This is a genomic window from Salinibacterium sp. ZJ70 (genome assembly GCF_011751865.2).
In the GTDB taxonomy this organism is placed as follows: domain Bacteria; phylum Actinomycetota; class Actinomycetes; order Actinomycetales; family Microbacteriaceae; genus Homoserinibacter.
Genome location: NZ_CP061770.1, coordinates 1,571,407 through 1,595,385, shown reverse-complemented (window position 1 = coordinate 1,595,385; position 23,979 = coordinate 1,571,407). Strand labels below are relative to the sequence as shown.

The window sequence follows — 23,979 nt, the reverse complement described above, 5'->3', positions numbered from 1 at the left end:
CGCTCGGCGGTCGAGCGCTCTGAGCGTTCAACGCGCTTCCTCGGTTCGCCCTCGTGAAACGCAGAACGCGCGACCGCTGAGCGATCGCGCGTTCTGAAGGTGTGGGGTCAGCGAGGCCGCGGCGCGCGCAGGCGAGTCGGGTCGATGCCAGCCGGAATGCCCCAGCCCTTGACCTTCTTCACCGACGTGATGCGCTTGTCGACCGTGAGGATCTCGGCCTTCGTGAGCTTCTTGGGGAACTTCTTCATCGCACCGGGAAGGCGGTGCAGCTCGAGCGATTCGGGGTCGGGGCCCACATGCAGCTCGTACACGGGAACGGTCGGAACAAGGCGGCCGAGGTTGGCGCGCTCCTTGTCGAGCATCGGCTGGGTGCGCGAGAGCGGACCTTCGCTGATGAGCACGATGCCCGGCTTGCCGACGGCGCGGTACACCGCATCCATGGTGCGCGGGCTGAACGCGACCGGCTCCTCGTTGGCGATCCAGCTGCGACGCAGACCGTTCTTCAGCACGGCACTCACTGCACCCGGCTGGCCCGAGATCTGCTGGTAGGCGGCGCGTTCGGCGCGTCGACCGAGCACGATCATGCCGAGCAGCAGACCCACCATCACACCCGTGATGATCGTCAGCACGATGCTCAGCACGTTGCCGCCGGAGAGCCACAGCGCGAACACGATCGATACCGCGATCGGCGCGATGAACGCGACGAGCATCACCCAGGTGACTGTCGGATCCTGCCGACGCGTCATCTGGAAGACCTGCCACATCTGCTTGAGGCGGCCGGGCTCCTTGTTCTTCTTCTCGCGCTTGATGCGTGCCATGCACACCAGCCTACGGCTTCCTAAGACACCGCCTGTGCGAATCCGCGTTCGCCTTCGGCGAGGTGGCGCAGATGATCCGGGATCTCACGACCCTTCGCGACCATCGACTGCGCCCACAGCCGCCCCGCCCGGTAGCTCGAGCGCACGAGCGGTCCGGCGAGCACCCCGAGGAAGCCGAGCTCCTCGGCCTCCTGCTTGATCTCGACGAACTCCTCCGGACGCAGCCACGATGCCACCGGAAGGTGGCGCGGTGTGGGGCGCAGGTACTGAGTCACGGTGATGATGTCGCAGCCCGCGTCACGGAGGTCGCGCAGCGCCTCCGAGATCTCGTGACGTTCCTCGCCCATGCCGAGGATGAGGTTGGACTTCGTGATGAGTCCGGCGTCACGCGCGGCCGTGATGACCCCGAGCGAGCGTTCGTAGCGGAACGCGGGGCGGATGCGCTTGAAGATGCGGGGGACCGTCTCGACGTTGTGCGCGAAGACCTCCGGCCGCGATGAGAACACCTCGGCGAGGAGGTCCGGGTTGCCGGAGAAGTCGGTCGCGAGGATCTCGACGCCGGTGCCGGGGTTGGCCGCGTGGATCGCGCGCACCGTCTCGGCGTGCAGCCAGGCGCCCTCATCGGGCAGGTCGTCGCGCGCGACGCCCGTGACGGTGGCGTAGCGCAGCTGCATGCGCGTGACGGATTCGGCGACGCGGCGCGGCTCATCCGTGTCGTAGTCGGCAGGCTTCCCGGTGTCGATCTGACAGAAGTCGCATCGCCGTGTGCACTGGCTGCCTCCGATGAGGAAGGTCGCCTCGCGATCCTCCCAGCACTCGAAGATGTTCGGGCAGCCGGCCTCCTGGCACACCGTGTGCAGGTTCTCCGACTTCACGAGTGACTGCAGTGCCGTGTACTCCGGCCCCATGCGCGCTCTGGTCTTGATCCACTCGGGTTTGCGCTCGATCGGGATCTGCGCGTTGCGCGCCTCGATCCGCAGGAGCTTGCGACCCTCGGGTGCGGCGGTCATGCGAGCACCCCCGCGTGCGTGCGCAGGCTCGGCCCCACCGCGTCCTCGAACCGCGCCGTGACGGCGTCCACGACGTCCGAGGGAGCCACGGTGCGTCCGAGCTCTCGGGAGAGCGTCGTCACCCCGGCGTCGCGGATGCCGCACGCGACGATGCGCGCGTACGGCGCGAGATCGTTGCTGCAGTTCAGCGCGAAGCCGTGCATGGTGACGCCATCGGACACCCGGATGCCGATCGCGGCGATCTTGTCGTGCGGTGCCCCGTCACGCGGGATCCACACGCCGCTGCGACCGTCCACACGTTCGCCGTGCACGCCGAATTCGCCGATCACCTCGATGAGCAGCTGCTCGAGCCGCCGCACGTACGCGACCACATCCAGGGGATCCGCCAGGCGCACGATGGGGTAGCCGATGAGCTGCCCTGGGCCGTGCCAGGTGATCTTGCCACCGCGGTCGACGTCGATGACCGGCGTGCCGTCGCGGGGACGCTCCTCCGGCTCGGTCCGCTTTCCTGCGGTGTAGACGGACGGGTGCTCGAGAAGGAGCACAGTATCTGGCGCCCGACCGCTCGCGACGTCGGCATGCAGGGCACGCTGACGTTCGAGGGCCGTCGAATACGACACGGAGTTGGCGCTTAGCCCCGTGACGACGTAGTCGACCACGCGTTCAGCCTACCTGCGCGTTGTCCTCCCCACCGGTTGTCATGCGCCCCGACTCACACTCGCGGGGCGAGCGGCGGCCTCCGCCGCGCGTCGGTGCTGAACTCGTGCCGTGCTGCCGCCCCCTGAGCTCCCCGGGATCCTCCATCTCCGGCTGCTTGCCGAGACGACGTGGAGCGAGACGCACCTCGTCCGCTATGGGGACGATCAGCGCGCGACGCGAGCCCAGCTGGTGCGGCCCCGCACAGCCGATGGTGCGCGTCGAGTCACTCGCCTGATCTCCGCGGCTGCGCGTATCGATCACACCGGCGTGATCTGCGCTCTCGACGTCGTCGCCGATCAGCACGGCATCGCGGCGCTGTTCGAGCACCCCACGGGACGACGCCTCTCCGAGGTTCTCGCGGTACGGGATAGCTGGGCGGCGGGGGAGGCGGTCGCTGTCCTGGAGCCGCTCGCGACCACCCTGCTGACTGTCCACGATGCGGGCACGGCATTCGGCGGCTTCGGCGCGTCGACGGTCGTGCTCGCGGATCGCGGGCCCGTCGTCGACGACCTGGGCGCCGCAGCGCTCTTCCCGCCGCGCGCCCCCGAGGTCGCTCTCGAGTCCATCCCCGAGGTGCGCGCGGACCGCGAGGCGCTGCGCGCGCTGGCACAGGACCTCCTCGGACGAGTGGCCGGCTCGCGCGCAGCCGCAGCCCGCGCACTCGCGGCCGAGGTCGCGACCCTCGAGGGCCGCGACGTGGCCGCCGCGCTCGTGCGCGGACTCCGTGAGCTCGCAGCGCCCCTCACGGTGCGGCTCGAGGATTCGGTCACGGCGCCGCCGGAGCAGACGCTCGCGGAGCCGATCGAGATGCCCGGCCCAACCGCGTCCGGCCCGCTCCCGATGCTCGTCGCCCTTGTCGAGCGCTTCGTCGGGCCTGGGCTCTTTGCGCGCGGCCGCGAGGCGATCGCCTCCGTGACGGCGACGGGCGCTGGCCTCGGTCACCGGCGCAGGCTGCTCCTCGGAGCACTCGGCGCCGCCATCGCCACCGCGGTGGTGCTCCTGACGGTCATCCCGGACACTGCTGCACCGCAACCGGAGGGGGATAGCGGCTCGGTGGATGTTCACTCGGCCGCGCCGTCGCTCGCGGAGCCGAGCGCCGGGGACGCCGAACAGGTGGATGACCCCCTTGAGGCGGTCATCCACCTCCTGAATCTGCGCGAAGACTGTTTCCGCGAGCTCTCTGTGCTGTGCCTGGAAGGCGTCAATCAGAGCGGCTCTGCGGCCTCCGCGGCGGACCGGCGCGCGCTGGAGGCGATGAGAGCGGGAGGGGAGGGCGATCGCGCGACCGCCGCTGCGGAGAATCCTCGTCTCGTCGAGCGTCTCGGAGACAGCGTGCTCATCGAGATCGGTCCGGAGACAGCTCCGGCCTCGCTCCTGCTGATGAGGAGCGAGGCCGGATGGCGCATCCGCGACTGGGTCGCGTGGGCGTCTGCTGCTTAGATGCCGAGCTCGGAGCGGAAGTCGCCCGACTCGAGGCGCGCCTTGACGGCGCCCAGGAAGCGAGCGGCGTCAGCACCGTCGACGATGCGGTGGTCGTAGGAGAGTGCGAGGTAGACCGTCGAACGGATCGCGATCGCGTCGCTTCCGTCCTGCGAGACCACGACGGGCTTCTTCGTGACGACACCGGTGCCGAGGATCGCGACCTGCGGCAGGAACACGACGGGCGTGTCGAACAGCGCGCCGCGCGAACCCGTGTTGGTCAGCGTGAACGTGCCGCCCGCGAGCTCGTCGGGCTTGAGCTTGTTCTCGCGGGTGCGCTCGGCGAGATCGGCGATCTGTCCGGCGAGGCCGGCGATGTCGAGCTCACCCGCGTCGCGGATGACCGGCGTGAGCAGCCCGCGCTCGGTGTCGACCGCGATCGAGATGTTCTCGGTGTCGGGGTAGACGATCGTCTCGCCGTCGACGCTCGCGTTGATGATCGGGAAGGCGCGCAGCGCCTCCGCGGCCGCGAGGGCGAAGAACGGCATGAACGAGAGCTTCGTGCCGGTCTTCTCGAGGAAGGCGCCCTTGACCTCGTCGCGCAGTGCGGCGATCTTGGTGACGTCCGCCTCGACGACCGTCGTGAGCTGGGCGGTCGAGTTCATCGAGATGACGGCGCGCTCCGCGACGACCTTGCGCAGGCGCGTCATCGGCACGACCGTGCCGCGCAGCGGCGAGGTCTCGAGCTTCGGGGCAGAGGGTGCTGCAGGCGCCGCCGCGGGTGCACCCGCGGGAGAGGCTGCGGCGAGGACATCCTGCTTGCGGATGCGTCCGCCGACGCCCGTGCCGGTGACGGCGTCGAGCGTGACGCCCTTCTCGTTCGCGAGCTTGCGGACGATGGGGGTGACGTATCCCGAGTTCCCAGCCGAGTGCGCCGCGGCAGCTGCCGGAGCAGCCTGCGGAGCCGGAGCCGGAGCCGGAGCAGCCGCCGCAGGTGCCGGAGCAGCCGCAGGGGCGGGAGCCGCCTCAGGGGCGGGAGCCGCGGCAGGCGCGGGGGCAGCCGCGGGAGCGGGAGCGGCCTCCGGAGCCGGAGCAGCCTCAGGGGCGGGCGCCGGGGCAGCGTCGGCAACCGGAGCCGCCTCGGCAACCGGGGCAGCCTCGGCAACCGGAGCCGCCTCGGGGGCGGGCGCCGGGGCGGCAGCCGGAGCAGCCTCAGGGGCTGCGACAGGCGCGGCCTCAGCAGCCGGGGCAGGAGCTGCCTCAGGAGCAGGGGTGGCCTCGGCAGCCGGCGCAGCTTCGGCAGCCGGAGCAGCCTCAGCGGGCGCGGACTCGCCCGAGCCGATGCGCACGAGCGGTGCACCGACCTCGACGGTCTCGTCCTCGGCGACGAGGATCTCCTCGATGACGCCGGCGACCGGCGACGGGATCTCGGTGTCGACCTTGTCGGTCGAGACCTCGAGCAACGGCTCGTCGACCTCCACACGGTCTCCGACCTGCTTGAGCCAGCGGGTCACCGTTCCTTCGGTGACGCTCTCGCCGAGCGCCGGAAGGCTGACGGATTCACTCATAGGTGGATGCTCCTTGTTCCGCGTTGTTCTTCTAGCTTATGCCGCTGTACTCAGCCGTGGAGGGGCTTGCCTGCGAGAGCCAGGAAGGTCTCGCCGAGCGCCTCGTTCTGAGTCGGGTGGGCGTGGAGGTAGGGGGCGATGTCCTCGGGGTGGGCTTCCCAACCGACGATGAGCTGCGCTTCGCCGATGAGCTCACCCACGCGAGCGCCGATCATGTGCACGCCGACGACGGGGCCGTCGTTGACGCGGATGGCCTTGACCACACCCGAGGTGCCGAGGATGCTCGACTTGCCGTTGCCGGCGAGGTTGTACTCGAGCGAGGTGATGTTCTCGGCTCCGTACTTCTCGGCGGCCTTCGCCTCGGTGAGGCCGACGGACGCGACCTCGGGGTCCGAGTAGGTGACCTTGGGGATGTTGACGTCTTCGACCACGATCGGGTGCTCTCCCGCGAGCACCTCGGCGACGAAGATGCCCTGCTGGTAGCCGCGGTGCGCGAGCTGGAGTCCCGGAACGATGTCGCCGACGGCGTAGACGCCGGGCACGGTGGTCTGCAGGTTCTCGTCGACGACGACGAAGCCGCGGTCGAGCTGAACGCCGACCTCTTCGTATCCGAGGTTCGCGGTGACCGGGCCGCGGCCGACGGCCACGAGCAGGAGGTCGGCCTCGACGGTCTCGCCGTTCTCAAGCGTCACGACGACGCCGTTCTCGTTCTGGGTGACGCCGCTGAAGCGCACGCCGAGCTTGAAGTCGATGCCGCGACGACGGAACGCGCGCTCGAAGTGCTTCGAGATCGACTCGTCCTCGTTGGGAACGAGGTGGGGGAGCGCCTCGATGATCGTGACGTCGGCACCCCAGCTCTTCCAGACGCTCGAGAACTCGACGCCGATGACGCCGCCGCCGAGCACGGCGACCTTCTTCGGCACGAAGTCGAGCGCGAGCGCCTGCTCGGACGTGATGACGCGTCCGCCGATCTCGAGACCGGGGAGGGTGCGCGAGTAGGAGCCGGTCGCGAGCACGATGTTCTTGCCCGTGATGGTCTGGTCGCCGACCTGAACGGTCGTGGGCGAGGTGAGGCGGCCGGTGCCCTCGATGACGGTGACGCCCTTGGCCTTCAAGAGGCCCTGGAGGCCCTTGAACTTGCCGGCGACGATGCCTTCGCGGTAGGCGGTCACTGCGGCGATGTCGATGCCGCCCAGCTGCGCGCCGACGCCGTACTTGGCGGCGTCGCGGGTGACGTCGGCGACCTCGGCGGAGTGGAGGAGGGCCTTCGTCGGGATGCACCCGACGTGGAGGCAGGTGCCTCCGACCTTGTCCTTCTCGATGAGGGCGACGGTCTTGCCGAACTGAACCGCACGAAGAGCGGCCGCGTAGCCACCGCTTCCTGCTCCCAGAACGACGAGGTCGTAAGTCTGCTCGGACACCGGAGAAACTCCCTTGCGCTTCACGTGTCGAAAACCCCGCGAAATAGGTGGTGACGCGGAGTAGAGGAGAGGATGCAAGGTGGTCCTTGCGGATTCGACCCTACTACGCGCTGGTGGGCTCCGCCGCCTCGGCATCGCGTGCGAGGGACTCCGCGAGCTCGAGGAGGGTGCGCACGGAGACCCCCGTCGGGCCGCGCCCGATGGCGCCGTACGGTGCTCCGCTGTTGTACGCGGCGCTCGCGATGTCGAGATGCGCCCAGCCGATGCGCGCGCCAGGCCCCTCGGATCCGGTCGTACCGACGAAGGCACGCAGGAAGTGCGCGGCGACGAGCATGCCGCCCGCGGTGTTGCCGGGCTTCGCGTTGGCGATGTCGGCGATGTCGCTGTCGAGCACGGATCGCAGCTCGGCAGGCATAGGCATCGGCCACATGGGCTCGTCGGCGCGTCGTGAGGCGCCGATGACGAGCTCGACGGCGGCGTCGTCGCCCATCACGGCCGTCGTGCGCTCGCCCATCGCGATCTTGGCGGCCCCCGTGAGGGTCGCGACGTCGACGATGAGGTCGGGCTTCTCCGCTGCGGCGGAGGCGAGGCCGTCCGCGAGCACGAGGCGCCCCTCGGCGTCGGTGTTGGTGACTTCGACGGTCGAGCCGTTCCACATGCGCAGCACGTCACCCGGGCGTGTCGCGGCACCGGAGGGCATGTTCTCGGCGAGGCACAGCCACGCGGTCACCTGCAGGGGGAGTTGCCGGCGGGCCGCTTCGAGCACCGTCACGAGAGCGGTCGCGGCGCCCGTCATGTCGTACTTCATGGTCGGCATCGACGACGGAGGCTTGAGCGAGAGGCCGCCGGAGTCGAACGTGATGCCCTTGCCGACGATCGCGAGGTGAGCGGCGGATGCGTCGGGCGAGTAGCGCACGACGGCGAGGCGCGGGGGCCGGACCGATCCGCGTCCGACGCCCAGAATGCCGCCGAAACCGCCGTCGGCGAGGTCGGACTCGGTGAGCACCTCGATGTCGACCGGGAGCCCTTCGGCGAGGGCGAGCGCCTGCTCGACGAAGGTCTCCGGGTAGAGGTCGGCGGGGGGAGCGTTGACGAGGTCGCGCACGGAGGCGAGCGCGGTGGCGAGCGAGGTCGCACGCGCGGCGACGCCGTCGACGTCGATGTCGGAGGGGACGTGCAGGGTGATCGAGGCAGGCGGGAGCTTGATGTCGCTCGCGGTGCGGTACGCGGTGAACGAGTAGGCGCCGGCACCGGCGGCCGAGAGGGCGGCCTCCGCTTCATTCGCGTCCGCGACCGGAAGGGCCAGGGCGATCGATCCGATGCCGGACGCCAGACGAGCCGCGGCGCCCGCCGCCGAGCGGATCGACGCGCGGTCGGGGGTCGAACCGAGGCCGATGAGCGCGAACGGCGCAGGCGCGCCATCCACCGCGGGGGCGCGCTTGAACTCGTCGAGCGACCCTGTCACCCCGATCGCCGGGAGCAGCGCAGCGAGCTCCGGCAGGTCGATCCCAGCCGGCAGCTCCGGGCCATCTGCCCCTCGGATCACGCCGACGACGAGCAGGTCAGCGTCAGAGGTGAGAACGGATGCGGAGCTCGTTGCGAGTGCGGGAACAGCCATGTCGTCAGGCTAGTCGTCGCCCGCGCGTGTTCGCTGTGGGCATGCGCGCCGCATGCCGGGGAACCGGCGGCCGGTGTGCGGGCTTCGTAGACTGGTCGCATGCTGGATCCGCGCCCGATCATCGAGTTCGTGGGAGATGTCTCCGACGTTCCGTCCGGGCTGCACCTCGTGGCTGGGCTGACCGGCTTCACGGATGCGGGCTCGGCCGTCGCGCAGCTCACCGAGGAGCTTCGCGGATCGAGCGAGCTGCGCGAGATCGCTGTCTTCGACAACGACGCGCTGCTCGACTACCGCGCGCGTCGTCCGGTGATGTTCTTCGACGAGGACCACCTCTCCGAATACACGCCCCCGCGCATCAGCCTGTCGATCGCACACGATGAGCTGCACCGCCCGTTCCTCTTCCTGAGCGGCTACGAGCCTGACTTCCGGTGGGAGGAATTCACGCGCGAGGTCGTCGCGCTCGTTCAGCGGTTCGAGGTCGCCAGCGTCACGTGGATCAACGCGATCCCCATGCCCACCCCGCACACGCGTCCCCTCGGGGTGACGGTGAGCGGCAATCGCACCGAACTCGTGGAGTCGCTCTCGCTCTGGCGCCCCCGCACACAGGTTCCCGGCAACGTGCTTCACCTGCTCGAGTACCGTCTCTCCGAGGCGGGTGCCTCGACGGCCGGATTCGTGCTGCTCGTCCCGCATTACCTCGCCGACACCGAGTACCCGCAGGCTGCGGTCGCCGCACTCGAGAACATCAGCGCCGCGACGGGGCTCATCTTCCCCACGGATCGACTGCGTGAGGCAGGCCGGGAGTTCATCCAGAAGGTCGACGAGCAGGTCCAGGGCAACGAGGAGCTCGAGCGGCTCGTCGCAACGCTCGAGCAGCGGCACGACACCTACATGGAGGAGAACCCTCTGCCGTCGCCGCTCGTCGACGAGGATGGCGAGGTGCCGAGCGCCGACACGATCGCCGCGGAGCTGGAGCGCTTCCTCGCGACACGTCGTGAGGATCCGACCGCTTAGCCTGAGAAGGTGAACTCCCGCCGCGCCTGGATCGTCTTCGCCGCGGCGGCGTTCGCGTATCTCATCGCCGTCGTGCAGCGCACGTCATTCGGCGTGGCGGGCGTCGAGGCGACGGAGCTCCTCGACACGACCGCATCGGCGGTCTCCGTCGTCGCGGTGGTGCAGATCATCGTGTACGCGGTGCTGCAGATACCTGTCGGCGTGCTCGTCGACCGGGTCGGCGCGACGCCTCTCATCATCATCGGCGCGTGCACGATGGCGGCCGGTCAGGCTCTGCTCGCCTTCGCCGACTCCATGTGGCTCGCTCTCGTCGCACGCGTTCTCGTGGGCGCGGGAGACGCGGCCACATTCGTGTCGGTGCTGCGCCTCATCCCGGGCTGGTTCCAGGGGCCGATCGTGCCGCAGCTCTCGCAATGGGTGGGGATGTCGGGCCAGCTCGGCCAGGTGATCTCGGCGTTTCCCTTCGCGCTGGTTCTGCACAGCTGGGGCTGGACCCCGGCATTCCTGCTCGCCGCCGGTGCGGGCTTCGTCTCGGCGGTGATCGCGCTCGCGTTCGTCCGCCGTGCGCCCGAGAACCTCTCCACGGGGGAGTTCCTCGCGATCGATCCGCTCGAACGCGGACTGCGCGCGAGTCTCAGCCGCACCGGCACGCATGTCGGCTTCTGGGCGCACCTGGTGGCAGGCACCACGCCGACCCTCATCGGCATCATGTGGGGCTACCCGTTCCTCACCGCGGGCCTCGGGTATCCGACCGCCGTCGCATCCGCCGTGTTCACGATGATCGTGGCCGGCTCGCTCGTGACGGGCCCTGTCGTCGGCTGGCTCATCGCGCGCTACCCGATGCGCCGCAGCGACCTCGTTCTGGTCATGACGTGGACGACGATGCTGCTGCTCGCGGTCGTGCTCGTGTGGCCCACGACTCCACCGGTGTGGCTCGTCGCGATCCTGTTCTTCACGATCGGCTGGTGCAGCCCCGCGTCCCTCATCGGCATCGACGTCGCGCGCAGCTCCAACCCGCTGCACGCTGCCGGCACGGCCACGGGCTTCGCGAACTCGGGAGGCTTCGTCGGCGGCTTCATCGGGATGCTCGCCGTGGGCGTGGTCCTCGACCTCGTGAACCACGTGCGCGTCGACGCGGGCGAGGTCTCGCAGCTGTACAGCCTCGACGGCTTCCGGGCCGCGTTCGCCAGTGTTTTCGTGATCATCGGCGTCTCCACGATCGTGCTCCTCATCCTGCGCGGACGCACGCGACGCCACCTTTTCGAGGAACAGGGAATACAGATAGCCCCCCTGTGGGTTGCACTCTTCAGTGCTCCCGGCTGGATGCGTCGTCCGGGTGTGAGACAATAGATCTTCGAAGACCCGGTCGGACCCCCTGTTCAACCGACGCGGACGGCGATAGCCCGCCCGCGGAGACTCGGGGGACTTGACACGGGTCTACGTACTGCCCAGACGCACCCTCCCACACGCGAAAGGGGTCAGCATGGCCACCACGTCCAAGTCCACCAAAGCGGCGGTCGCAGAAGACCGCGACGCCTCGGTGACCGAAGCCGAGGCCCCCGCCAAGAAGCCCGCCGCCAAGGCCACGGGCACCAAGACCGCCGCCAAGAAGGCTCCGGCCAAGACGGCCGCCAAGTCGACGGCGAAGGCTCCGGCGAAGTCCGCCGCCAAGAAGGCCACCAGCAAGGCAGGCGCAGCTGTCGACGAGGATGACGAGGAAGACGTCGTCGTCGATGTCGTCGTCGACGTCGAGGTCCCCGACGACGTCGAGACACCCGATGTCAAGGTCGACGTGGATGACGACGACGAGGAAGGCGCCAAGGCGTCCGCCGACGAGCCTCTCCCGACGGGCGCACTGCGACTCTCGATGGCCGACGACGAGGACGAGGTCCCCGTCTACTCCGCCGCGATCACCGGCGCGACCGCTGACCCGGTCAAGGACTACCTCAAGCAGATCGGAAAGGTCGCGCTCCTCAACGCCGAGCAGGAGGTCGAGCTCGCGATGCGCATCGAGGCCGGTCTGTTCGCCGAGGAGAAGCTCTCGGCGATGACCGACGCCGAGAAGCGCAGCCAGCTCGGCCGCGAACTCTCGTGGGTCGCACGTGACGGACAGCGCGCCAAGAGCCACCTGCTCGGTGCCAACCTCCGTCTCGTCGTCTCGCTCGCGAAGCGCTACACGGGTCGCGGTATGCAGTTCCTGGATCTGATCCAGGAAGGCAACCTCGGCCTCATCCGCGCCGTGGAGAAGTTCGACTACACCAAGGGCTTCAAGTTCTCGACCTACGCCACCTGGTGGATCCGTCAGGCGATCACCCGTGCGATGGCCGACCAGGCCCGCACCATCCGCATCCCGGTGCACATGGTCGAGGTCATCAACAAGCTCGCCCGTGTGCAGCGCCAGATGCTGCAGGATCTGGGCCGCGAGCCCACGCCTGAGGAGCTCTCGAAGGAGCTCGACATGACCCCTGAGAAGGTCATCGAGGTCCAGAAGTACGGTCGCGAGCCCATCTCGCTGCACACCCCGCTCGGCGAGGATGGCGACAGCGAGTTCGGTGACCTCATCGAGGACACCGAGGCCGTCGTCCCCGCGGACGCCGTCGGCTTCACGATGCTGCAGAAGCAGCTCGAGTCGCTTCTCGACTCCCTCTCCGAGCGTGAGGCTGGCGTGATCCGCATGCGCTTCGGACTCGGGGACGGCATGCCCAAGACCCTCGACCAGATCGGCGACACCTTCGGTGTCACGCGTGAGCGCATCCGCCAGATCGAGTCGAAGACCATGGCGAAGCTGCGTCACCCCTCGCGGTCGCAGTCGCTGCGCGACTACCTGGAGTAAGCCGACACATGTCCGAGCCCGGCACCTATCAGGACCGCAATCGCCCGCGCGAGATGACGGTCGACGGCGTCGTCTACGAGCGTCACCCGGTGAAGACCCACGTGGTCCTCCCGGGTGAGCCTCTCGAGCCTGTGATCGAGCAGTATGCGCTCGACAAGCTGCAGGATGGCGACTGGCTGACGATGACCGAGAAGATGGTCGCGGCCACCCAGGGTCGCGCCTTCCGAGTCGACGAGATCACGGCCCGTCCGCTCGCCGTGACGCTGTCGAAGTACGTCGTCAAGACGCCGCACGGCGTCGGCCTCGGCATCCCCGAGACGATGGAGATGGCGCTGCGTGAGGTGGGCACCCCCCGCATCCTCTTCGCTGCCGCGGTGTCGGTCATCTCGAAGAAGGTCTTCCGTCGCACGGGCGACTTCTACCGCATCGCGGGCAAGAAGGCGCGCGGCATCGACGGCCCCGGCTACCCCACGATCCCGCCGTTCGACGAGATGGTCGTTCTGACGGCGGCCGACCCGTACCCGCTGTGCGAGCGTGTCAAGGCGTTCCTCGCCTCGAAGGGAAAGAACGTCGAGGTGCTGCTGATCGACATCAACGATCTCGGCGGCAACATCCTCGGTTCGACGGTGTCGCCCGAGACGGAGGAGCTCGTCGTGCGCATCCTTCAGGACAACCCGGGCGGCCAGGGCCACGAGGCCACGCCGCTCGGCATCATCCGCAAGGCGTCCTGACACACAGCTCTCAGCGCCGGTCGTCCGTGTGACGGCCGGCGCTGTCGCGTTTTCGCGTGCCGACGGCTGGGAAGCTCAGAGACCGAGGTAGCGGCGCGGAATGCGGCGCGACGCGCGCGCGAGGATCTCGTCGCCGATCGAGCCAGCGGCGTGCGCCCACTCCTCGATCGTCGGCTCTCCCGTGTCGCCAGGGCCGTACACGATCACGTCGTCTCCGATGCGCACCTCGACACCCTCCGGGATTCGCACGCTCGCGGCGTCGATGTCGATGGAGGCGATCGACGCGCGGGCGCCGCCGAGCAGCACCTGCGCGCCCGTCCCGCTCGGCCCGAGCACCGAGGGCGGGAGGCCGTCTGCCGAACCGACGTCGATCACAGCCTGACCATCGCGCACGTCCACGACGCTCGCCGTGAGGGTGACGGGGCCGCGCATGCCGAGGCCGGGGCCGTCGATGTCGTCGAACGGCGAGACGCCGTACGCGGCGATGCCGAAGCGCACGAGGTCGAGTCGGGCCTCAGGGTCGCGGATGCCCGCTGAGCTCGCGGCGATGTGCAGGAGGGGGCGACTCGGTCCGTCGAGGTCGACGCCGAGTCGACGCGCAACCTCGAGCGCATCCCGGTAGGCCGCGAGCGCGCGCGCATCGTCCTCGGGGGAGGCGTCTGCGAGGTGCGACCAGATGCCCGCGATGTGCACCCGGCCCTCGGCGGCGTGCTGGAGCGCCGAGGAGACCAGCAGCGGCCAGTCCGCGGGGTCGGCCCCGTTGCGATGGAGGCCTGTGTCGATCTTGAGGTGCACACGCGCAGGGCGATCGTGGGCGGCCGCAGCGATGCGGCTGAGATCGCCGATCGTCGAGATGCCGAGGTCGACGTCCGCGCGGATCGCGGCGCCGAAGTCGGTATCCGCGCCATGCAGCCACGCGAAGAGAGGAACCTCGATTCCGGCATCGCGCAGAGCGAGAGCCGCGGGCACCTCGAGCACCGCGAGTGAGTCAGCGCCACCTGCGAGACCGGCGCGTGCGACCTCGACCACGCCGAGTCCGTAGGCGTCCGCCTTGACAGCGAACATCGTGCGCGCGGGGGCTGCGATCGCCGCGAGGCGTGCGACGTTGTCGCGGATCGCGTCGAGGTGGATGTCGAGACGAGCGCTCATCGCGCGACCCTCCGGATCCGGTCGCCGAGTCCGGCGGTGAGTGCGAGCGGGGAGCGTTCGGTCCACTCCGCCCACTGTGCAGCGCTCGGCTCGCCCCTGGACGGGTCGCCGAAGAGCACGACCTGGTCGCCCGGTGCCGGGTGCGCGTCCCCACAGGAGACGACGCACTGGTCCATGGCGATGCGACCGACGATCGGATGCACGCCGTCGGCCAGCCGCACCAAGGCGCGGTTCGAGGCGAGACGGGGAACCCCGTCGGCGTAGCCGAGACCGACCAGGGCGAGGTTCGTGGCCTCCGGGGTGCGGTGCGTGTAGCCGTAGGAGACGCCTGCTCCCGCGTCGACGCGCTTGAGAGCGACCACCTCGCCCGTGAGGCTCAGCACCGGTCGGGAGCCCCCACGGACGCCGTAGACGGCCTCCGCATCGCCGCCGTCGACCACCCGCAGGATGCGGATGTCGGTGAATCCGACGCCTCGGGCGCGTTCGGCGTCCCGTTCGTCGCTCACCACGATCGTGTCGATGCCGTGCGAACGCGCCACCGGTCCGACGAGTGGGATGCTGTGCCCGTAGGCATCAGCGCGCGCGTCGAGGAAACCGGGTGCGGCTTCGGTGATGTTGGCTGACAGAGCCTGGAGGTCGATGGCCGCGATGCGACGCGGCGCGGCCGCGGCGATCTCAGCCAGCGACAGGCTCCCGCAGGCGGGCCGACTCGTCGTGCCAGTCGAGTGCCGTCTCGATGAGCTTGGGCTTGTATGCGTTGCCGTGGTGGCCGCAGAACAGCAGTTCGCCGGAGCTGAGGGTCACCCGCACGTACGCCTGAGCGCCGCACATGTCGCAGCGGTCGAGGGCAGTGAGGGCGTGACGCTCCAGCTCGACGGTTCCATCGGTTGCGGTCATGTCATGCTCCTTCCCTCGTGTGGTGGTGCGTGTGTCCCATACAAGCACGGTTCGCTGGAGGTTTCCGGCCGCGGCCGCGCATTTCGCTCACCGCGAAGACGCGTGTGCCCCGGTCGAGGGTCATCGATCGGTTCGGTCGGGGGAGCGTGCCCACTTCTGGTGGGGAACGCTCGCAGGTACCGTGCTCTCATGGATCAGCATGCGGCGGCGCTCGACATCGAGCCCGCATGCCCGGATGCGGTGCCGCTCGGGGCACCCGCCCGCCCGGGTCGCCCTCGGCTGATCGTCGCTCTCGCGATCGGCGTCGTCCTCGTCGCCGCCGCCGGGATCGCAGCGCTCGCCATGTTCCTGCAGCAGGCCGCCCATGCGGAGGCGCTCGCGTCGGCAGAGGAGGCGCGTGCCGATGCTGTTGCGGCGGTCGCCGACGAGCGGGCCGCCATCGAGGTTCTGCAGTCGCGCGCGGAGGATGCGGCTGCCCTGCGCTCGAGCGTGGTCGCGAACATGCTCCCGCACGCCGGAGCGCTCGGCGGCGACGCCGCGCTCGCGCCGGTGGCGGAGGCACTGACGCTGCTCGGCGCCACGCTCGACGGGTTCGCATCCGCAGAGGGTGATCCGGTGGTGGTCGAGCTCCGGGAGGCGCCACCGGTCCGCGAGGTTCCGAGCCTGGATCCGGAGGCGAGTACGGACGATCTCGCGGAGCTCGCCGACCGTCTGATCGCGCTCGCCACGCAGGCGCGGGCCTCACGAGCGCTCCTGTCGGGCGACGCGGGCGAGCTCGCCAGAAGCATGATCGCGCTGGAGTCGGAGATGCGCTCGCTCATCGGATCGCTTGCGGCGACCCACGAGGCGCTGCTCGCCGCGCGAACACTGGCCCCCGAGGGCACCCGCGCGGCCGCGACCCTCGCGCTCCAGGCGATCCAGACGGCCGACGTGCGCGATGTGCCCGCACTCGCTCCCGCATATGCGACCGCCGTGACCGGGGTCATCGCGGCCCACGATGCCGAGGTCGCGCGCATCGCCGCCGAAGAGGCCGCCCGACAGGCGGCCCAGGCGGCCCGTTCGGGCTCGCGCATCGTCGGCAGCGGCGGCGGCAGTGGTGGCAGCGGCAGCGGGGGAGGTGGAACCGCGTCGAACGGTGTCCTCTCGGCCACCAACGACCAGCGTGCTGCGAACGGCAGGGCCGCTCTCGCGTGGAGCGGCTCGCTCGCCACGCGCGCCTGTTCGTGGGCGTCGTATCTCGCCGACGGCAACAAGGATCTCTCGCACAGCTCCGGGCCGGGCGGGCTCTGGGGAGAGAACGTCGCGTACGGGCCGAAGAGCGCGTCGGGCGTGGTCGACCTCTGGATGGGGTCGACCGGGCACCGCGAGAACATCCTGCGCGACGGCTTCACGAAGATGGGCGCATGCTCGGCGGCATCCTCGACGGGACGCGTGTACTGGGTGCAGCAGTTCGGGTGACGGAGCGCCTCAGCGACTCTGACGCCGGCCCCCGTTAGGCTCGTGCGGTGAGCGACTACAACGCCCGTCATCTCTCCGTTCTCGAAGGCCTCGAGGCGGTCCGCAAGCGTCCCGGAATGTACATCGGCTCCACCGACTCGCGGGGCCTCATGCACTGCCTGTGGGAGATCATCGACAACTCCGTCGATGAGGCGCTCGCAGGTCACGGATCCGACATCGACGTGATCCTTCACGCCGATCAGTCGGTCGAGGTGCGCGACCGTGCGCGAGGCATCCCCGTCGACATCGAGCCCAAGACGGGGCTCTCGGGTGTCGAGGTCGTGTTCACGAAGCTCCACGCGGGCGGCAAGTTCGGCAGCGGCTCATACGCGGCGTCCGGCGGTCTGCACGGTGTCGGCGCCTCTGTCGTGAATGCCCTCTCCGAGCGTCTGGACGTCGAGGTGGACCGCAACGGCAAGACCTGGGCGATGTCATTCCATCGCGGCGAGCCGGGCATCTTCGCCGACGCGGGGGAGCCCACCCCCGACGCGCCGTTCACGCCGTTCACGAAGGGCAGCGAGCTGCGTGTCGTCGGCAAGGTCGCCAAGGGCGTCACGGGAACGCGCATCCGCTACTGGGCTGATCGTCAGATCTTCACCAAGGGCGCCGGCTTCCAGCCCGACGATCTCATCACTCGCGCCCGCCAGACCGCCTTCCTCGTTCCGGGTCTCGGCATCTCGATCCGCGATGAGCGCGGCGAAGAGCCCACCACCCAGCAGTTCCGCTTCGACGGCGGCATCAGCGAGTTCGTCGAGCACCTCGCGCCCGACGCTCCCGTGACCGACGTCTGGCGCATCCAGGGCACCGGCCACTACAGCGAGACCGTGCCCGTGCTGCAGGAGAACGGCCACATGGTGCCCACCGAGCTGCAGCGCGAGTGCGACGTGGATGTGGCGCTGCGCTGGGGCACCGGCTACGACACCGTCCTGAATAGCTTCGTGAACATCATCGCGACGCCCAAGGGCGGAACGCACCAGACCGGATTCGAGCAGGGGCTGCTGAAGTTCATGCGCGCCGAAGTCGAGAAGAACGCGCGCCGCCTGAAGGCCGGCAACGACAAGCTCGAGAAGGATGATGTGCTCGCGGGCCTCACCGTCGTGCTCACCGTGCGTCTGCCCGAGCCGCAGTTCGAGGGCCAGACGAAGGAGGTGCTCGGCACCCCGGCCGTCCGCGCGATTGTGGCGAATGCGATCGCGAAGGGGCTCAAGGAGCGCTTCGCGAGCACGAAGCGCGACGACAAGGCGCAGACCGCCCTCGTGCTCGACAAGGTCGTCGCCGAGATGAAGTCGCGCATCTCGGCGCGTGCCCACAAGGAGACGCAGCGGCGCAAGAACGCCCTCGAGAGCTCGTCGCTGCCGGCGAAGCTCGTCGACTGCCGCTCGAACGACGTGGCTGACAGCGAACTGTTCATCGTCGAGGGCGACTCCGCGCTCGGCACGGCGAAGCTCGCGCGCGACTCGGAGTTCCAGGCGCTCCTGCCGATCCGCGGCAAGATCCTCAACGTGCAGAAGGCGTCCGTCTCGGACATGCTGAGCAACGCCGAGTGCGCCTCGATCATCCAGGTGATCGGAGCCGGCTCCGGACGCAGCTTCGACCTCGAGGCGGCGCGCTACGGCAAGGTCATCATCATGAGCGACGCCGACGTCGACGGCGCGCACATCCGCACGCTCCTGCTGACCCTCTTCTTCCGCTACATGCGCCCGATGATCGAGGCCGGGCGCGTGTTCGCCGCGGTTCCGCCGCTGCACCGGGTGGTCGTCATGAACCCGGGGACGAAGCCCAACGACATCCTCTACACCTACTCCGAGGCCGAGCTGCAGACGCTCCTCGCTCAGCTCAAGAAGCAGGGCAAGCGCTACCAGGACCCGATCCAGCGCTACAAGGGCCTCGGTGAGATGGATGCCGATCAGCTCGCGGAGACCACGATGAGCCGCGCGCACCGCACCCTGCGCCGCGTGCAGGTCTCGGATGCCGACGCCGCTAACAAGGTGTTCGAGCTGCTCATGGGCAACGATGTCGCCCCGCGCAAGGAGTTCATCGTCGCCGGCCAGGGGCTCGACCGCTCGCGCGTCGACGTCTGAGCGAAGCCGATACCGCACGAGGCGGCGGCGCCCCGGTTCCCCGGGTGCGCCGCCGCCTCTTCTCGTTCAGTCGCCTCGCGGTCAGCCCTCGTTCGACGGCAGCGCGTGGGCGCGGCCGATCGAGGCCACGACGGCATCGAGCGGAGTGCCGGAGGCATCGCGCTTCGCACCGGCCTCAGGCAGTGTGCGCACGGCGCCATCGGCGGCCACGGCGAGAGCGGGTGCCTCTCCGACCCAGGCGAGCGCGAGCGCGCTCTCGCCCTTGAGGAAGGAATGCGACCTCACGCCGCCTGTCGCGCGTCCCTTGGCGGGGAACTCCGCGAAGACGCTGACCTTCGCGCGCCCCGGGTCTGTGCCGGGCAGCGTCTCGGTGGGCGTCGAGATCGTGACCACGTGGGCATTCTCGGGAGCGACGGAGCCGAAGAAGATGACATCGGCACCGGCGGACAGCTTGATGCCCGCCATGCCGCCCGCGCTCGTCCCCTGGGGGCGCACCTGGGCTGCCGGGAAGTGCAGCAGCTGGGCGTCTGAGGTGACGAAGACGAGCTCATCGGATTCGGGGCCCTGCGCGACGCCCACGACCTCGTCTCCGGGCTTGAGCGCGATCAGCTCGAAGTCGGGCTTGCTCGGGTAGGCCAGGCTCGCGACGCGCTTCACGATGCCCTGTCGGGTGCCGAGCGCGATCGAGTCGTCGACCGTGAGCGAGACGATCGCGAGCACGCGCTCCTTCTTGTCCGTGAGGCCCAGGTAGTCGGCGAACTTCGCGCCCGCGGCGAGCTGCACCGAGTTCGCGGGAACGGACGGCAGGTCGACGGGCGTGAAGCGCACGAGTCGGCCGCGGTTCGTGACGGCGCCGAGCTCGCCGCGCGTCGTGCCGGTGACGATCGAGAGGATCGCGTCGTGCTTGCTGCGGCGGGCGGCTGGCTGAAGCGGGTCGGATCCGTCCGGCATATCGACGCGCACAGCTCGGCCGGTCGTCGACAGGAGCACGACGGTCGGCACATCGGGGATCTCGAGGGAGACGTTCGCGTTCTTCTTCGACGACTTCGCGGCGGTGACGTGCGCGCCCGCCTCGGTGAGCATGGTGCGACGCGGCGTGCCGAAGCGATCCGCCGTCTCCTCGAGCTCGTCGCCGACGAGCGCGCGGATGCGCGTGGGTGAGGCGAGGAGCGCTTCGAGCTCGGCGATCTCGGTGCGCAGCTTGTCGCGCTCCGCTTCGAGCTCGATGCGGCTGAACTTGGTGAGTCGGCGCAGCTGCAGCTCGAGGATGTAGTCGGCCTGGATCTGCGAGAGGTCGTAGACGTCCATGAGGCGCGTGCGCGCCTGCGCTGTGTCGTCGCTCGTGCGGATGACCTGGATGACCTCGTCGATATCCAGGATGGCGATGAGGAGGCCATCCACGAGGTGCAGGCGCTCCTGGCGCCGCGCGAGACGGTACTGGCAGCGCCGCGTGACGACCTCGATGCGGTGGTCGAGGTAGACCTGCAGCATCTCCTTCAGGCCTAGCGTCTGAGGTCGGCCCTCGACGAGGGCGACATTGTTGATCGAGAATCCGTCTTCGAGCGGCGTGAGGCGGTAGAGCTGCTCGAGCACCGCCTGCGGCGAGAAGCCGGTCTTGATGCCGATGACGAGGCGCAGACCGTTTCTGCGGTCGGTGAGATCCGTGACATCCGAGATGCCCGTGATCTTCTTCGAATTGACGCCGTCCTTGATCTTCTCGATGACCTTCTCGGGCCCGACCATGTACGGCAGTTCGGTGACGACGAGTCCGGTGCGGCGTGCGGAGAGCTGCTCGACGGTCACCTTGGCGCGCGTCTTGAAGCTGCCGCGGCCGGTCGCGTAGGCGTCGCGGATGCCGTCGAGTCCCACGATGGTGCCACCGGTGGGAAGATCGGGCCCCGGCACGTAGGCCATGAGCTCGTCGAGGGTGGCATCCGGGTTCTCGAGCAGGTGGCGCGCGGCGCCCACGACCTCGTTGAGGTTGTGCGGGGCCATGTTGGTGGCCATGCCGACCGCGATGCCGGTGGCGCCGTTGACGAGCAGGTTCGGGAACGCTGCGGGAAGCACCGACGGCTGCAGGAGCTGGTTGTCGTAGTTCGGGACGAAGTCGACGACATCCTCGTCGATCGACTCGACGAGCGCGACGGCAGCTGCCTGCATGCGCGCCTCGGTGTATCGCGCGGCGGCGGGGCCGTCGTCGAGCGATCCGAAGTTGCCGTGGCCGTCGACGAGCGGGATGCGCAGGGCGAAGCTCTGCGAGAGGCGCACGAGAGCGTCGTAGATGGCCGTGTCGCCGTGCGGGTGCAGGCGCCCCATCACGTCACCCACGACGCGGGCGCTCTTGACGTGGCCCTTGTCGGGGCGCAGACCCATCTCGTTCATCTGGAAGAGGATGCGGCGCTGTACGGGCTTCAGTCCGTCGCGCGCGTCGGGCAGGGCGCGCGAGTAGATGACCGAATAGGCGTATTCGAGGAAGGACCCCTGCATCTCCGTCGAGACATCGACATCTTCGATGCGTTCGCCGGCAGGGTGGGCTGAGGAGGTTTCGGGCGGAGTCATAAGATCGTGGCAATGCTACCGGCGACCAAAACACACCGGATGAGCCTTGCCGATGTCGTGCCGAATTGCCTCGACTCGCTGGCCGGCCGACAGGGACGTATGGGTCTCGCACCCGTCGATCGCGCCATCGTCGTGCTCGTCGACGGGCTCGGACACGCGGTCCTCTCCGCTCATTCCGGCTACGCGCGCACCCTCGCAGCGCGTCTTCCTCACGACCCTGCCATCGGATCCGGGTTCCCGTCGACGACGGTCGCCGGGCTCACGACGCTCACGACCGGGCAGCCCGCGGGCCGCCATGGCCTCATCGGCTACCGCGCGCTGGATCCCGAACACGACCGCGTCATCAATCAGCTGAGCGGATGGGAGGGGCTCGATCCGCGCTCCTGGCAGCGCGAGGCGACGCTCTTCGAGCTCTCCGCATCCGACGGCGTGCGATCGACGGCGATCACGCATCCGCGGTACCGAGACTCCGAGATGACGCGCGCCGTGCTGCGGGGTGCGACGTTCGTCGGCGCGGCGACCGCGGATGAGCGGGTCGCGCGCCTCCGGGACGAGCTCGCGCGCCCGGGGCCCGCGCTCATCTACTACTACGTCAACGATCTCGACGCGGCAGGCCACGCGCACGGCATCGACTCCGCCCAATGGGTTGCCGCTCTCGAAGACCTCGACGCCGAGATCCGCGACGCCGTGCGGCTGCTCGGGCCGAAGGACGGGCTCGTCATCACCGCCGACCACGGGATGGTGGATGTTCCCGAGCGCTCGCATCGGATTCCCGCCGCCGCGCTGCTGGATGGTGTGCGCCACATCGCGGGGGAGCCGCGCTGCCTGCAGCTCCATGTCGAGGACGGGGTCGATGTCGACGCCCTCGCAGAGCGCTGGCGTGCGAGCGAAGGCAAGCGCGCGTGGATCGCCACGAAGACGCAGGCGATCGAGGCGGGCTGGTTCGGGGAGGTGCACCCGGAGGTGGCGCCTCGCATCGGCGACCTGCTCGTCGCGGCGCGAGGAGACCACGCCTACTACGTCGACCCGGAGGACCGGGCGCGCTCGATGATCGGGCAGCACGGCTCCATCACCCCGGCGGAGCTCGCGATCCCGCTGCTCCGATTCGGGGCGTTCGCCCGCTGAGTTCTAGAGGTCGTCGTCGGTGCGTGCGCCGAAGACGATCTCGTCCCAGCTGGGCATCGACGCGCGACCACGGCGCTTGCCGAGCGGTCCGGTGGCTCCCGACGAGCCGGAGGCCTTCGCCGTCTGCTGCGGGGCAGGCTTCGCGGGGGCGGGCAGCTCTTCGGCCACGTCGAGAGGGATGTCGATGAGCTTCACGACTCCCGTCGAGGGGTGGCTTGCGCGGCCCGCGTCCGCTTCGTCGAGGTCGAGCGGTTCACGCTCTCCGCGGCGTCGGCGCAGAGCTTCGAGCAGGTCGGCGGTGTGGTGCGTGCCGGGGGCCTCGTCGGCGGGGGCGGGGCGTCCGCCGAACTCCAGCTGCGCGATCTCGCCATCGTCGGCGACGCGGCCGAGCTCCTCCGCAGTGAAGGCGCCGCTGTCGAATCGGGAGTCGTCGCGTTCCTCGACCGGCACCGCACGGAGGCGAGGCACGAGGCTCTGCGGGAGCTCGCCCTGCTGCGACAGGGTGACGGCCTCCTGGTTGAGCGGCGAGAGCGACTGCTTCTTGGGCTCGAAGCCCCAGCGCGCGTCGTGGTCGATGCCGTTCGTCGAGAAGGTGAGCTTGACGATCCAGCCGCCGCCCTGCTCCTTCCAGCTCGACCAGCGCTCGTCCTGTGCGCCGGATTCGGCGAGGCGCTCGCGGATGACGGAGCCGAACGTCGCGCCCGAGGCGAGCGGGTCGGTCTCGACCGCCATGTGCACGGGCACGTTGAGCGCCGATTCGACCACGTACTCGCGTTCGGCGATGACGGGACCCTCGAAGCGGCGCACGTACTCGACGGAGGCGCCCGTCACGCGGGCGACGTCGTCGGCGGTGAGTCCGGCGCGGATCTGCGCCTGGATCTCACGCGGCGCGAGGCGACGCAGTGGGCCGGGTTCCGGCATGGACGCGCGCAACCGCGACAGCAACGCCTCGTCGACCTCGACGCGGTAGCGTTCGCCGTCGCCGGAGGCGACGAGAAGCGATCCGTTCTCGACCCCGATGACCTTGAGCTCTTGCATGGCTGAGCGACCTCCAGCTGTCCCGATTCACCGGAAGGATGACACGTGAATCGTCGGATCTGCGGGAATATCGCGGGCGTGCCGCAAGTTGGGGCTTTTGCGAGTTTCTCCCGTGTCTGAAAGCAGCCTGGGAGGGTTTGCGAATCGTCTTCCGATCATGCAGACTGACGCCGCTTCACCCGCACGTAATAGAGATGGATGGTAATGGCAACCGACTACGACGCCCCCCGGAAGACCGACGACGACGACACTCAGTCGATCCAGGCCCTCCAGGAGCGTGTCCCCGACAAGATGTCCGGTGTGGTCGACGTCGACGACGCCGACAACCCCGGTTTCGAACTCGCGGGTCAGGACCTGTCCGACCTCGATCTCGACGTCGTCGTGCTGCCTCCGCAGGAAGACGAGTTCACCTGTATGAGCTGCTTCCTCGTGAAGCACCAGTCGCAGTTCCATCACACGACCGACCTCGGTTCGGTCTGCGCGGAGTGCGCAGCCTGACGGT

The 23,979-nt window shown here is 69.4% G+C and carries 20 protein-coding genes; 9 read left to right on the top strand and 11 right to left on the bottom strand.

The window, feature by feature from the left end:
* Nucleotides 1-107: 107 nt before the first annotated feature.
* The 3 genes from HCR12_RS07540 to lipB are packed head-to-tail and all read right to left on the bottom strand — an operon-like array spanning nt 108 to nt 2,487.
* Entirely contained in the window at nt 108-818 is a 711-nt protein-coding gene (locus tag HCR12_RS07540; RefSeq protein ID WP_191412320.1) for a DUF4191 domain-containing protein, read from the bottom strand.
* 20 nt (nt 819-838) lie between these two features.
* Nucleotides 839-1,828: a lipoyl synthase gene (lipA, locus tag HCR12_RS07535; RefSeq protein WP_166864743.1), complete on the bottom strand. Its 990-nt coding sequence runs from the start codon at nt 1,826-1,828 to the stop codon at nt 839-841.
* Nucleotides 1,825-2,487 (bottom strand): lipoyl(octanoyl) transferase LipB, encoded by a 663-nt coding sequence (gene lipB, locus HCR12_RS07530; RefSeq protein WP_166864738.1) that lies wholly within the window; start codon nt 2,485-2,487, stop codon nt 1,825-1,827. The genes lipA and lipB overlap by 4 nt, the downstream gene beginning before the upstream one ends.
* Nucleotides 2,488-2,794: 307 nt before the next feature.
* On the opposite strand from lipB, the gene HCR12_RS07525 reads away from it, so the two are divergent.
* Nucleotides 2,795-3,967: a hypothetical protein gene (locus tag HCR12_RS07525; RefSeq protein WP_166864735.1), complete on the top strand. Its 1,173-nt coding sequence runs from the start codon at nt 2,795-2,797 to the stop codon at nt 3,965-3,967.
* Here HCR12_RS07525 and sucB read toward each other — a convergent pair.
* The 3 genes from sucB to HCR12_RS07510 form a co-directional block, all read right to left on the bottom strand.
* The gene (gene sucB / locus HCR12_RS07520) at nt 3,964-5,514 is read right to left on the bottom strand and encodes a 2-oxoglutarate dehydrogenase, E2 component, dihydrolipoamide succinyltransferase (RefSeq protein WP_166864732.1); all 1,551 of its coding nucleotides are present in this window, start codon (nt 5,512-5,514) and stop codon (nt 3,964-3,966) included. The genes HCR12_RS07525 and sucB overlap by 4 nt on opposite strands.
* A gap of 50 nt (nt 5,515-5,564) precedes the next feature.
* The gene (gene lpdA, locus HCR12_RS07515; protein WP_166864729.1) at nt 5,565-6,935 is read right to left on the bottom strand and encodes a dihydrolipoyl dehydrogenase; all 1,371 of its coding nucleotides are present in this window, start codon (nt 6,933-6,935) and stop codon (nt 5,565-5,567) included.
* Between the two features lie 103 nt (nt 6,936-7,038).
* Nucleotides 7,039-8,553, bottom strand: coding sequence for a leucyl aminopeptidase (locus tag HCR12_RS07510; RefSeq protein ID WP_166864724.1), 1,515 nt, complete (start codon nt 8,551-8,553; stop codon nt 7,039-7,041).
* A gap of 99 nt (nt 8,554-8,652) precedes the next feature.
* Here HCR12_RS07510 and HCR12_RS07505 point away from each other — a divergent pair, with 99 nt between their 5' ends.
* The 4 genes from HCR12_RS07505 (at nt 8,653) to HCR12_RS07490 (ending at nt 13,131) form a co-directional block, all read left to right on the top strand.
* Entirely contained in the window at nt 8,653-9,567 is a 915-nt protein-coding gene (locus tag HCR12_RS07505; protein WP_166864721.1) for a proteasome assembly chaperone family protein, read from the top strand.
* A gap of 9 nt (nt 9,568-9,576) precedes the next feature.
* Nucleotides 9,577-10,917 (top strand): MFS transporter, encoded by a 1,341-nt coding sequence (locus HCR12_RS07500; RefSeq protein ID WP_166864718.1) that lies wholly within the window; start codon nt 9,577-9,579, stop codon nt 10,915-10,917.
* A 133-nt stretch (nt 10,918-11,050) separates the two neighbouring features.
* On the top strand, nt 11,051-12,400 hold the full coding sequence (locus HCR12_RS07495; RefSeq protein WP_166864715.1) for an RNA polymerase sigma factor: 1,350 nt from the start codon (nt 11,051-11,053) through the stop codon (nt 12,398-12,400).
* A gap of 8 nt (nt 12,401-12,408) precedes the next feature.
* Nucleotides 12,409-13,131, top strand: a complete 723-nt coding sequence (locus tag HCR12_RS07490; RefSeq protein ID WP_166864713.1) for a coenzyme F420-0:L-glutamate ligase — start codon at nt 12,409-12,411, stop codon at nt 13,129-13,131.
* A gap of 75 nt (nt 13,132-13,206) precedes the next feature.
* Here HCR12_RS07490 and HCR12_RS07485 read toward each other — a convergent pair whose 3' ends face one another.
* From HCR12_RS07485 to HCR12_RS07475, 3 genes are all read right to left on the bottom strand, one after another.
* Entirely contained in the window at nt 13,207-14,280 is a 1,074-nt protein-coding gene (locus tag HCR12_RS07485; protein WP_166864708.1) for an alanine racemase, read from the bottom strand.
* Nucleotides 14,277-14,819, bottom strand: coding sequence for an alanine racemase (locus HCR12_RS07480; RefSeq protein WP_224763320.1), 543 nt, complete (start codon nt 14,817-14,819; stop codon nt 14,277-14,279). The genes HCR12_RS07485 and HCR12_RS07480 overlap by 4 nt, the downstream gene beginning before the upstream one ends.
* A gap of 136 nt (nt 14,820-14,955) precedes the next feature.
* Entirely contained in the window at nt 14,956-15,177 is a 222-nt protein-coding gene (locus HCR12_RS07475; RefSeq protein WP_166864704.1) for a DUF7455 domain-containing protein, read from the bottom strand.
* A gap of 189 nt (nt 15,178-15,366) precedes the next feature.
* Here HCR12_RS07475 and HCR12_RS07470 point away from each other — a divergent pair, with 189 nt between their 5' ends.
* Together HCR12_RS07470 and HCR12_RS07465 are read left to right on the top strand one after the other, a co-directional pair.
* Nucleotides 15,367-16,635, top strand: a complete 1,269-nt coding sequence (locus tag HCR12_RS07470) for a CAP domain-containing protein (protein WP_166864701.1) — start codon at nt 15,367-15,369, stop codon at nt 16,633-16,635.
* A 47-nt stretch (nt 16,636-16,682) separates the two neighbouring features.
* Entirely contained in the window at nt 16,683-18,755 is a 2,073-nt protein-coding gene (locus HCR12_RS07465) for a DNA gyrase/topoisomerase IV subunit B (RefSeq protein WP_166864696.1), read from the top strand.
* Between the two features lie 81 nt (nt 18,756-18,836).
* Here HCR12_RS07465 and HCR12_RS07460 read toward each other — a convergent pair whose 3' ends face one another.
* Nucleotides 18,837-21,314 carry a DNA gyrase/topoisomerase IV subunit A gene (locus tag HCR12_RS07460; protein WP_166864692.1) on the bottom strand — a complete coding sequence of 826 codons (2,478 nt, stop codon included), beginning with the start codon at nt 21,312-21,314 and terminating at the stop codon, nt 18,837-18,839.
* A 99-nt stretch (nt 21,315-21,413) separates the two neighbouring features.
* Here HCR12_RS07460 and HCR12_RS07455 point away from each other — a divergent pair, with 99 nt between their 5' ends.
* Nucleotides 21,414-22,439 carry an alkaline phosphatase family protein gene (locus HCR12_RS07455; RefSeq protein WP_347877719.1) on the top strand — a complete coding sequence of 342 codons (1,026 nt, stop codon included), beginning with the start codon at nt 21,414-21,416 and terminating at the stop codon, nt 22,437-22,439.
* 3 nt (nt 22,440-22,442) lie between these two features.
* Here the strand turns inward: HCR12_RS07455 and sepH are convergent, their stop codons facing one another.
* The gene (gene sepH, locus HCR12_RS07450) at nt 22,443-23,477 is read right to left on the bottom strand and encodes a septation protein SepH (RefSeq protein ID WP_166864689.1); all 1,035 of its coding nucleotides are present in this window, start codon (nt 23,475-23,477) and stop codon (nt 22,443-22,445) included.
* Nucleotides 23,478-23,681: 204 nt separating this feature from the next.
* On the opposite strand from sepH, the gene HCR12_RS07445 reads away from it, so the two are divergent.
* On the top strand, nt 23,682-23,975 hold the full coding sequence (locus tag HCR12_RS07445; RefSeq protein ID WP_166867240.1) for a DUF4193 domain-containing protein: 294 nt from the start codon (nt 23,682-23,684) through the stop codon (nt 23,973-23,975).
* Nucleotides 23,976-23,979: the final 4 nt, after the last annotated feature.